Origin of the sequence: Candidatus Fusobacterium pullicola (genome assembly GCA_018883725.1) — a bacterium.
GTDB classification, from domain to species: Bacteria; Fusobacteriota; Fusobacteriia; order Fusobacteriales; family Fusobacteriaceae; genus Fusobacterium_A; species Fusobacterium_A pullicola.
Window position 1 is genome coordinate 16,743 of sequence record JAHLFN010000023.1, and the last position, 10,913, is coordinate 27,655.

A 10,913-nucleotide genomic window follows, 5' to 3' on the forward strand; every position below is an offset into this window, starting at 1 on the left:
GAGGTAGAGATGAGAAAGCAGATAACAGTTTTATTAGTTTTTCTATTAAGTATTTTTTCATTTGCTGATGTTACGGGATATGATATCAAAAAAATTGAAATAGTAAATAATAGAGAAATACCTTATGAACTTATACTTGGAAGTATGAAGTCAAAAGAGGGGCAAAAATATGCAACTGAAAATATGATAGCTGACTATAAGTCGATAAAAGACTTGGGGTATGTGCAAGATGTATCAATATATCCAACAGTTTACGATGGCGGGATAAAGTTAACAGTTGATATTACAGAGAAGAAGGATAGTAAGGCATTACTTGAAGAAAAAGGGATAATTCCTTTATCTGAAAGAGAGAAGGTAGATACAACTCTTATAGTTTCTGATATTGAAATTGTAGGAAATACTCATGTAACTACTGAAGAGATAAGAAAGATGATACCAGTACAAACTGGTGGATATTTTTCTAGAAATAGAGTAATAGAGGGACATAAAAACCTTATTGAGAGTGGGTATTTTAGAGATGTAATTCCAGATGTTGTAAAATCTGGAAAGGGAGTAAAGGTAATATACACTATACTTGAAAATCCTATTATCAATGGTATAAATATAATAGGTAATACTGTTTACACAACTGATGAATTAATGCAAGTTGTAAAAACTGAACCTGGAAAGATATTTAACATAAATACTATCAGAGAGGATAGAGATAGAATAATACAAAAATATCAAGATGGTGGATATGTTTTAGCAGAAGTTACAGATATAGGTTTAAATGGTAATCTTGAGCTTGAAATATATTTAAGTGAAGGTGTAGTGAGAAATATTGAGTTCAAGAAAATGGTAACAAAACAAAGAGGTGCTAGAAGAAAAGCTACTGATGATGTTTTAAAAACAAAAGATTATGTTATAGCAAGAGAGGTTGAGTTTAAAAAAGATGAGATTTTTAACTCGAAAGCTTATGATGAAACAGTACAAAATCTGATGAGATTAGGACATTTCAAAAATGTAAAGTATGAAGTGAGAGATATACCAGGAGATCCTGATGGAAAAAATATAGTTTTACTTCTAGATGAGGAGAGAACAGCTATATTACAAGGGGCAATCTCTTACGGTTCTGAGATAGGATTATTAGGAACTATATCTATTAAGGATACTAACTGGAAAGGTAAAGGGCAAGAATTAGGATTTACTTTTGAAAAATCAGATAAAGATTATACTAGCTTCTCAATCAATTTCTATGATCCTTGGATAAAGGATACAGATAGAATCTCTTGGGGATGGAGTATCTATAAAAATACATACGAAGATGATGACAGTGCAATGTTCCATGAAATAGATACAATAGGAGCTAAGATAAATATTGGAAAGGGAATTACTAAAAATGTAAGACTTAGCTTAGGAACTAAACTTGAGTATGTAGAGGAATCGGCAGAACTATCTAAATTTTACTATAACTCAAGTAATGGAAATTATTATTGGGATAGTGGATATAATTTAGAAGCAAAAGGTTTAGATGATAAATACTATTTATGGAGCTTATTCCCATCTATTACTTATGATACAAGAAACCATTTCTGGAATCCAACAGCTGGAGAGTATGTAAAATTCCAAGTAGAGGGTGGATATGCTAATGGATATGATGGAAATTTCTTTGGAAACACTACTCTTGAATTAAGAAAATATCATGCTGGATTATTTAAGAAAAACACTTTTGCCTATAGAGTTGTAGGTGGAATAATGACTGACTCTACTAAAGAGGGACAAAGATTCTGGGTAGGTGGAGGAAGCACACTTAGAGGATATGATGGTGGATTCTATAAAGGAACTAAAAAATTAGTTGGTACTATTGAAAATAGAACACAATTAAATGATATTTTAGGATTTGTCGTTTTCTTTGATATAGGAAGAGCTTGGGATTATGCAGGAAGAGATTTATCATATCAACACAATGCTCAATTTGCTCAAGATGTAGCTATGTCAGCGGGAGTTGGACTAAGAATTAACACGCCAATTGGACCATTAAGATTTGACTTTGGATGGCCAATAAGAAATGATGATGCAAGTGGAATGGAATTCTACTTCAATATGGGACAATCTTTCTAAACTAAAAGTAGATTTTTTGAGTCTAATAGAGAAAGGCTATATTTGTAGCTTATTAAGATAGTAAGTATCTAAAAAATTAGGCTTAGGTTTAAGAATAACGGAGGTAATACAATGAAAAAACTAGCAATAACAATGATGGCACTAACTTTATCTGTATCAGCATTAGCTGAAAAGATAGGATTTGTAAATTCTCAGGAGGCTTTTTCAAAGTACTCTCAAACAAAAGTAATTCAAGAGAATTTAAATAAAGAGAAAAATAGATTAGAAAATGAGATTAAACAAAAAGAGGTAGCTCTTCAAAAATCTCAATTAGAACTTCAATCAAAGGGAAATAAATTAACTGATAAAGAGAAACAAGATTTCCAAAAACAAGTTGAAGCTTTCCAAAAATTTGTAAGAGATTCACAAACAAAATTAAGTAAAGAAGAATATACAAGAATGCAAGAAATAGAGAAGACAATGAATTCAGCTATAGATTCAGTAGCTAAAGCTGGAAAATATGATTACATATTAGAAGCTGGAGCAGTTAAATTTGGAGGAACAGATGTTACTGCTGACGTTATAAAGGCTATGGAGAAAATAAAAAAATAGGTATAAACTAGGGAGGTTATTATGAAATATAGTATAAATGAATTAGTAAACCTCTTAAAGTGTGAGATAAAGGGAGATTTAAGTCTAGAATATGTTTCTGGACTTGCTCCCTTTTTTCAGGCTCAAGAGGATAGTATCACATTTGCTTCAGATGAGAAGTTTTTAAAAAAATTAAATGAGACAAAGGCTAAAGTAGTTTTAGTTCCAGATATTCCACTACCTAATCTAGGAAAGATGTATCTAGTAGTAAAGGAAAATCCAAGAACTCTTATGCCAAAACTTTTAAGTTTCTTTAAAAGAGAGGTAAAACCTTTTGAAAAGATGATAGAGGATTCAAGTAAAATAGGCAAGAATGTAAAACTAGCTCCAAATGTATATATAGGACATGATACAGTGATTGGAGATAATGTTACTATATATCCTAATGTAACTATTGGAGAAGGAGTAGAGATAGGAGAAGGAACTATAATTTACTCAAATGTAACAGTTAGGGAGTTTTGTAAAATAGGTAAAAATTGTGTAATTCAACCTGGAGCTGTGATAGGTTCAGATGGATTTGGATTTGTTAAGGTAAATGGAAATAATACCAAGATAGATCAAATAGGGAGCGTAGTAATAGAGGACAATGTAGAGATAGGTGCTAATACTACAATAGATAGAGGAGCTATCGGAGATACAATTATAAAAAAATATACAAAGATAGATAATCTAGTACAAATAGCTCATAATGATATAATTGGAGAAAATTGTTTAATAGTTTCACAAGTAGGGATAGCTGGAAGTGTAGAGGTAGGAAATAATACTACATTAGCTGGACAAGTTGGAGTAGCTGGACATCTAAAAATAGGAAGTAATGTTGTTATAGCAGCTAAATCTGGAGTAGCTGGAAATGTAGAGGATAATCAAATACTTTCAGGATATCCACTTATGGATCATAGAGAGGATTTAAAAGTAAAAATTTCTATGAAAAAAGTTCCAGAATTAATAAAAAAAGTGAGAGATTTAGAGAAAAAATTACAGGAAAAGTAAAAAGGTGTTTGAAATTTTGCTAGAAAGTGGTAAAATATAAAAATACAAATAGTAAGATAAGATGAGGTAAAAATGAAAAAAAGAGTTTATTTTGACAAGTATGGAGAGATGAAGTTTATATCCCATCTAGACTTATTGAGATTTTTTGAAAGACTTTTTAATAAAGCAGAGATTCCTGTAAAATATAGTGAAGGTTTTCATCCAAGACCTAAGATGTCTTTTGGAAGTCCTATATCCTTAGGAACAGAGGCTTATAACGAAGTTATGGACTTTGAAACAGATGCAAAGATTTCAAATGAGGAAGTTTTAAAAAGACTCAATGAGAGTGGTGTTTTGGGATTCAGAGTACATAAAGTAGAAGAAGTTCCTAGAAAATCCTCGATAATGGAAGAGTATACTAATATGTTATATGAAGTTGAGGGTTCAAAAGAGGATATGGATAAACTTGAAGAGCTTTTTAATCGTGATGAAATATTAGAAGTGAGAGAGAAAAAGGGAAAAACTGTCACTAGAAATTTAAAAGAGAGATTAAAATGTTATTCAAGAGTTGGAAATAAGATGTCTATGGAAATTATAAATACCTCTCCAAACTCATATTTAGAGATGGTAGGAATTGAGCAACAAAATGTTCAGATAAAAAGATTGGGTTATAAAGCAAATTAGCTTTTAATCTATATCAAATAAAAAAATAAAATTAAAATATATTTTGAGAGGAGAAAGTGGTATGTTAGAGTTAAAATTCATACGTGAAAACAGAGAAAAAGTAGAAGAGATGTTAAGAAATAGAAATAGCAGCTTAACACTTGATGAGTTCTTTCAATTAGATGATCAAAGAAGAGAAATCTTAGGAGAAGTAGAGGCATTAAAACAAAAGAGAAATGTAGAATCTAATGAAATTGCTAGATTAAAAAAAGAGAAACAAGATGCCGCAGCTTTAATAGAAGAGATGGGAAAAGTATCTGCTCAAATAAAAGAGTTAGATACAAAATTAGCTGAAGTAGAGGAAAAATTAACATATATTCAAATGACAATCCCAAATATGTATCAAGATGGAACTCCAGTAGGAGAAGATGAAAATGCAAACGTTGAGATAAGAAGATGGGGAACTCCTAGAGAGTTTACTTTTGAACCAAAAGCTCACTGGGATATAGGAGAAGATCTAGGAATTTTAGATTTTGAAAGAGGATCAAAACTTGGAGGATCAAGATTTGTATTATATAGAGGTTTAGGAGCAAGAGTAGAGAGAGCATTAATTAACTTTATGCTAGATTTGCATACAACAGAGCATGGATATACTGAGCATATAACTCCATTCCTAGTGAAGAGAGAGATATGTGAAGGAACAGGACAACTTCCTAAATTTGAAGATGATATGTATAGAACATCTGATGATATGTTCCTAATTTCAACTTCTGAAATTACTATGACAAATATTCACAGAAAAGAAATTTTAGAAGAGAAAGAATTACCTAAATACTATACAGCTTACTCTCCATGTTTTAGAAGAGAAGCAGGTTCTTATGGTAAAGATGTAAAAGGTATAATTAGACTTCACCAATTTAACAAAGTAGAAATGGTAAAGATAACAAACCAAGAATCATCTTATGATGAGTTAGAAAAAATGGTAAACAATGCTGAAGAGGTATTAAAAAGACTTGAATTACCATATAGAGTTATCCAATTATGTACTGGAGACTTAGGATTTGGAGCAGCAAAAACTTATGATATCGAAGTATGGTTACCATCTCAAAAGAAATATAGAGAGATATCTTCATGTTCTAACTGTGAAGGATTCCAAGCTAGAAGAATGGGACTTAAATATAGACCTAATGGAAGCTCAAAAAGTGAGTACTGCCATACTTTAAATGGTTCTGGATTAGCAGTAGGAAGAACTCTAGTAGCTATAATGGAAAACTATCAACAAGAAGATGGATCATTCTTAATACCAAAAGCTTTAGTACCATATATGGGAGGAGTAGAAGTTGTTAAGAAGTAGTTTATTGATACTACTAATCTTTAATATCTTCATAAATAATTTACTATATATAGGAGTAGCTACACTTATACTTGTACTACTAAATATATTTTATAACAAAAATTTTAAAGAAAATTTAGGAAGAGTAAAATTTTTATTCTTCCTATACTTTATAACTTGCTTACTACAGATTTTTTACACTCAAGAGGGTGAAGTTTTATTCAAAATATCTAGATTTTATGTAACAAAAGAGGGAATGTATAATTTTTTATTAAATTATCTTAGGGTATTCAATCTTTTATTATTATCGTGGATAGTGGTAGCAAATGGAATAATTAATACAAAATATAGCAAATATCAAAATATTATTGAAAATGTAATTGAATTAGTTCCTCAGGCTCTTTTACTTATAAAAAAGAGAATGAGAATAAAATGGTTTTTTAGGTATATTTTAAAACAAATAAAAGTAAAAAACTGATCTAAATTATAATAACAAAATTCTTTTAATTGATTTTATTCTGAATATTTGCTAGAATTAGTATATATAATTTTTTAGGAGGAAAAAAATGGGATACAATTATAAAGATTTAGGTCTTTCAAACACAAAAGAAATGTTTGCAAAAGCAAATGCAAACGGATATGCTGTACCAGCTTTCAACTTTAACAATATGGAAATGGCTCTAGCTATAGTTGAAGCTTGTGCTGAAATGGGTTCACCAGTTATATTACAATGTTCAAAAGGAGCTTTATCTTATATGGGTGTAGAAGTAACTCCATTATTAGCTAAAGCTGCAGTAGATAGAGCAAGAAGTATGGGATCTGACATTCCAGTAGCTTTACACCTAGACCATGGACCAGACTTAGCAACTGTTAAAACTTGTATAGAAGCAGGATTTTCATCTGTAATGATCGACGGATCTCACTATGATTTTGCTAAAAATATAGAAATCTCTAGAGAAGTTGTTGAGTATGCTCACTCTAAAGATGTAACAGTAGAAGCTGAATTAGGAGTTTTAGCTGGAATCGAAGATGACGTTCATGCAGAAACTCATACATATACAAATCCAGACGAAGTTGAAGAGTTTGTAAGCAAAACAGGAGTTGATTCATTAGCAATAGCTATCGGAACATCTCACGGAGCACACAAATTCAAACCAGGTGAAGATCCTAAATTAAGACTAGATATATTAGAAGAAATCGAAAGAAGAATCCCAGGATTCCCAATCGTATTACACGGATCATCAGCTGTACCTCAACAATATACAGCAATGATAAAAGAGTTTGGCGGAGAAGTTAAAGATGCTATCGGTATACCAGATGCAGAATTAAGAAAAGCTTCTAAATCAGCAGTAGCTAAAATAAACGTTGATACTGACGGAAGATTAGCTTTCACAGCAGCTATCAGAAGAGTATTAGGAACAACTCCAAAAGAGTTTGATCCAAGAAAATACTTAGGAGCAGCTAAAGAAGAAATGAAAGCTTACTACAAAACTAAAATCGTTGATGTTTTTGGTTCTGAAGGAGCTTACAAAAAAGGAACTAAATAGTTTTTTTAGAGCAGATTTTATCTGCTCTTTTTTGATAAGGTAAAATTTTGAGCGACTACTATATTTTAGTTCTAAAAATAAAAGCTATTTTATAGTTTAAAAATTCCTTTAATTAAATTAATAGTTAAGTAATAATAATAAAAAAATGAAAATATTAATAGTGAGGCGAAATAAAAATGTTAGATATAAAAAATATTCATCATGTAGCTATTATTGTTTCCGATTATGAAAAATCAAAAAAATTTTATACTGAAATTTTAGGATTTACCATAAAAGCTGAAACTTTTAGAAAAGATAGAAATTCATATAAATTAGATCTAGAAATAAAAGGGAACTACCAAATTGAGCTTTTTTCGTTTTTAACTCCTCCAAAAAGGTTAACAAATCCAGAAGCATGTGGTTTGAGACATTTAGCTTTTGAAGTTAAGAATATTGAAAATGAAGTAAATAAGCTCAAAAAATTAGGTGTTAAGTGTGAGCAGATAAGAGTAGATGAATTAACTGGAAAAAAATTTACTTTTTTTAAAGATCCAGATGATACTCCACTAGAATTATATGAAGCTTAAATTGAACTAAAAATATTAGCACAAATGTCTTCAGAAGAGATTATTAGTAAAAAAGAGGAAAATTATACTAAATATTTTTTAGATAATATTTCCTCTAAGTAATCTATTTACAAATTAAATAGTTATTATAGACTAGTTCATTTTTTCTACTAAAGTTTTTCCAGCTTTGAATTTAACAGTTTTCTTAGCAGGGATTACTATTTCCTCTCCAGTTTTAGGGTTTCTTCCAACTCTTTCAGCTTTTTCAACTACTTCAAATTTCCCCCATCCGATGAAGTTTAATTCTTCTCCAGCTTTTAAAGTTTCTTCGATAGAGTTTAAAATTACTTCAAATTTTCTCTCAGCCTCAGCTTTAGATGCGAATACTCCCTTTTCAAATAGTAATTTTGTAAAATCTTTTTTTGTCATTTTATGAATCCTCCTAAAATCTATATAAAACACATAAGTTTCTATTTTATATCATATATTTTAAATAATTTCAATACTTTTTATAAAATTTTGCTAAAAAATTTTTTTTGATGTAAAATATAAGAAAAAATAGTGAGGGAGAAAAAGGATGGGAAAATATTTAATTATATTATTTTTACAAAGTTTATTACTATCATCGTGTACATCAATTAATTACAGTATAGATACAAAAAAATATAGTGCTAAAAGTCAGAATGAAAGAATTAGATTTATAATTATTCATTATACGGCTACTACTGACGAAGTTGGATTAAGAGCCTTGACTCAGGGTGGAGTAAGCTCTCACTTCTTTATAAGCTCAAAAGATGAGGAGCCTATATATAATCTAGTACCACTTGATAAAAGGGCTTGGCATGCTGGAATAAGCGAGTTTGGAGGGCGTAATAACTTAAATGATACTTCTATTGGAATAGAGATAACAAGCTATGGTGTAAGAGATGAGAAAAAAGATATAAAAGATTATGGATTTTTTATTCCTGAGGATAAATATATTGAGTTTACAGAGGGACAGATAAAAAAATTGGCGAGATTGCTTACTAATTTGATTTCTCAATATAATATAAAGCCAACAGATATATTAGGACACTCTGATATTGCTCCTACAAGAAAGATAGATCCAGGTCCAAAGTTTCCATGGGAAAGATTATTTAAAGAATATGGAATAGGAGCTTGGTACAATGAAAAAGATAAAAAATTTTTTATGAATAAAAAGTTATACAGTGTAACTCCAATTTTTAAAATAAAAGAGGAATTTAGAAAATATGGTTATAAAATAAACAGTACTAATGAGTGGGACGAAGAGAGTAGAAGAGTTATTTATAGTTTTCAATCACATTTCAACCCTAAAGGATTAAGTGGTAATATGGATTTAGAAACTTTTGCTATTCTAAAAGCCTTGAACAAAAAGTATAAATAAAAAAATCTTGTATAAATCAGGATTTAATGCTATAATAACCACAGAGAAGAAAACAATTTGATAAATAAAACACTAACTTTTTTCACGTTTCAAAAGCGAAGACTCACGTTTCAAAAATTTTAGGGTTTGTTTTTTCTATTTTGGTTTCATCTAAAATTTTTGGAGGTGCATTTTAATGCTAAAAGGAACAGTAAAATGGTTTAACAAAGACAAAGGATTCGGATTTATTTCTGGAGAAGATGGAAAAGATTATTTCGTACACTACTCTAATATAAATGCAAAAGGATTTAGAAATTTAGAAGAGGGACAAGCAGTATCTTTTGAAGTAACAGAAGGAGCAAAGGGTCCAGTAGCTTCTAATGTAACAGTAGCTTAATTATTTTTAAAATTATAGGGTACTGTAAGGTACCCTAATTTTATTTTTGGAGGAAGAATGAAAAAGAAAAATACAGTAAGACTCCAATGGTTTTTAAATAAATTAGTTAAATTATTTTTATTTCCATTACTTATAGTGGGAATTTTATTAAGAACCTATGATAATATTTTTAAAAAAAATCAGAAGAAGAAAAAGAGAGTATCGTATAATTTGTGGTACTAAAATATGCATGGGTGGCGGAATGGTAGACGCGCAAGGTTGAGGTCCTTGTAGGTGTTTCTCCTGTGAGAGTTCAAGTCTCTTCCCGTGCACCAATTTGTTAATTGAGAGGATATATTTATCCTCTTTCTTTTTTTAGTTATTAAAGGAGAAAAACAAGGATGATTAAGGTAGAAGATTATTATAACATGATAATTACATTTAAGAAAAATATGAAAACGGAGTTACCGGTTATATCTATTTCAATATTTTTATTTTTAACACTGTGGATTTTTTTTGGAAAATATAATATGATACTACCCCCATTTTTAACGCTTTATTTTAAAGTTAAATATCAACAGGAGTTTAGAATAAGAGAGTTAATAAAAAACTACTTAATGATATTAACAATAGCCTTTATGTCATTTTTAGCAGGAGAGAGTTTAATTTTCTGTATACTTATCAATTTGGCTGTTCCATTTTTTATAGTTTATTTTTTAACAAATAAATTTACACCAAAATCCTACTTTGTTTATGGGATGGCTTTTGTATTTATGCAACTTATGCCGATTTCCTCTTCATTACTTCCAATGAGAATAGGGGCTTTACTTTATAGTTTTATAGTTTTAACAGTAGCTTTATTTTTCTCCTCTAAATATTTGAAAAAAGAGAAAAAATATGATAAATTGAGGGAAAAAATACTACTACTATCACAGCAGATAAGAAAATTAGCTCTTGGAGAGAGTATAGAAGATGAGAAGTTGGAAGTGATTAAGAGTATTTCTAACTTAAATCAACAGATCTATTTTACAAGAAATTCAAGATATTTAGCTACGGAATATGGAAAAACTCTATATTTATTTATGATATTTTTTCAAAGGGTTAACTACTATATGGAAGAGTGTGTTGAAAGAGAAAAAAAATTAGATAAACAGTTTTTTTTAAGTTTATCTGATTTGTTAGAAAAAATTGGAAAAAATATAAAAATAGATAGTAATAGGGATTTGGTAATGGAGATAGAGAAATTTCAGAGAGACAATAGAGAGAGGATAGAAGAAGAGGGAGAGAGATTAGAAAGCATCTTAAATTTATTGAAAATAGCTTTATTAGGAATTAATCTTAAAGACCATAATAGAAATGAAAGAGA

At 29.6% G+C, this 10,913-nt stretch carries 13 protein-coding genes and 1 tRNA gene; 13 read left to right on the forward strand and 1 reads right to left on the reverse strand.

Going from position 1 to position 10,913, the window contains the following annotated elements; translation table 11 throughout:
* Positions 1–9 precede the first annotated feature (9 nt).
* The 8 genes from IAA47_02900 (at position 10) to IAA47_02935 (ending at position 7,808) form a co-directional block, all read left to right on the forward strand.
* A complete protein-coding gene (locus tag IAA47_02900; GenBank protein ID MBU3841923.1) occupies positions 10–2,100 on the forward strand; it encodes an outer membrane protein assembly factor in 2,091 nt (696 codons plus the stop codon).
* Between the two features lie 111 nt (positions 2,101–2,211).
* Complete coding sequence (locus IAA47_02905) at positions 2,212–2,691, forward strand: OmpH family outer membrane protein (protein ID MBU3841924.1); 480 nt, start codon at positions 2,212–2,214, stop codon at positions 2,689–2,691.
* A gap of 21 nt (positions 2,692–2,712) precedes the next feature.
* The gene (gene lpxD, locus IAA47_02910; protein ID MBU3841925.1) at positions 2,713–3,720 is read left to right on the forward strand and encodes a UDP-3-O-(3-hydroxymyristoyl)glucosamine N-acyltransferase; all 1,008 of its coding nucleotides are present in this window, start codon (positions 2,713–2,715) and stop codon (positions 3,718–3,720) included.
* A 72-nt stretch (positions 3,721–3,792) separates the two neighbouring features.
* Positions 3,793–4,383 (forward strand): TIGR03936 family radical SAM-associated protein, encoded by a 591-nt coding sequence (locus IAA47_02915; GenBank protein MBU3841926.1) that lies wholly within the window; start codon positions 3,793–3,795, stop codon positions 4,381–4,383.
* Positions 4,384–4,444: 61 nt separating this feature from the next.
* A complete protein-coding gene (serS, locus tag IAA47_02920; protein ID MBU3841927.1) occupies positions 4,445–5,716 on the forward strand; it encodes a serine--tRNA ligase in 1,272 nt (423 codons plus the stop codon).
* Positions 5,703–6,173: an energy-coupling factor transporter transmembrane protein EcfT gene (locus IAA47_02925; GenBank protein ID MBU3841928.1), complete on the forward strand. Its 471-nt coding sequence runs from the start codon at positions 5,703–5,705 to the stop codon at positions 6,171–6,173. Before serS ends, IAA47_02925 begins: the two co-directional genes overlap by 14 nt.
* Positions 6,174–6,261: 88 nt before the next feature.
* Entirely contained in the window at positions 6,262–7,242 is a 981-nt protein-coding gene (fba, locus tag IAA47_02930; GenBank protein MBU3841929.1) for a class II fructose-1,6-bisphosphate aldolase, read from the forward strand.
* A gap of 176 nt (positions 7,243–7,418) precedes the next feature.
* A complete protein-coding gene (locus IAA47_02935) occupies positions 7,419–7,808 on the forward strand; it encodes a VOC family protein (GenBank protein ID MBU3841930.1) in 390 nt (129 codons plus the stop codon).
* A gap of 132 nt (positions 7,809–7,940) precedes the next feature.
* Here IAA47_02935 and IAA47_02940 read toward each other — a convergent pair whose 3' ends face one another.
* Positions 7,941–8,216 carry an HU family DNA-binding protein gene (locus IAA47_02940; GenBank protein ID MBU3841931.1) on the reverse strand — a complete coding sequence of 92 codons (276 nt, stop codon included), beginning with the start codon at positions 8,214–8,216 and terminating at the stop codon, positions 7,941–7,943.
* Positions 8,217–8,364: 148 nt separating this feature from the next.
* On the opposite strand from IAA47_02940, the gene IAA47_02945 reads away from it, so the two are divergent.
* The 5 genes from IAA47_02945 to IAA47_02965 all read left to right on the forward strand — a co-directional run.
* Complete coding sequence (locus tag IAA47_02945; GenBank protein ID MBU3841932.1) at positions 8,365–9,192, forward strand: N-acetylmuramoyl-L-alanine amidase; 828 nt, start codon at positions 8,365–8,367, stop codon at positions 9,190–9,192.
* A 175-nt stretch (positions 9,193–9,367) separates the two neighbouring features.
* Positions 9,368–9,568, forward strand: a complete 201-nt coding sequence (locus IAA47_02950; protein ID MBU3841933.1) for a cold-shock protein — start codon at positions 9,368–9,370, stop codon at positions 9,566–9,568.
* A 57-nt stretch (positions 9,569–9,625) separates the two neighbouring features.
* Positions 9,626–9,790: a hypothetical protein gene (locus tag IAA47_02955; GenBank protein ID MBU3841934.1), complete on the forward strand. Its 165-nt coding sequence runs from the start codon at positions 9,626–9,628 to the stop codon at positions 9,788–9,790.
* Between the two features lie 5 nt (positions 9,791–9,795).
* A tRNA-Leu gene (locus IAA47_02960) sits at positions 9,796–9,882 on the forward strand.
* Between the two features lie 66 nt (positions 9,883–9,948).
* Positions 9,949–10,913, forward strand: a 965-nt coding sequence (locus IAA47_02965; GenBank protein MBU3841935.1) for an FUSC family protein, incomplete at its 3' end; no start/stop codon positions are given.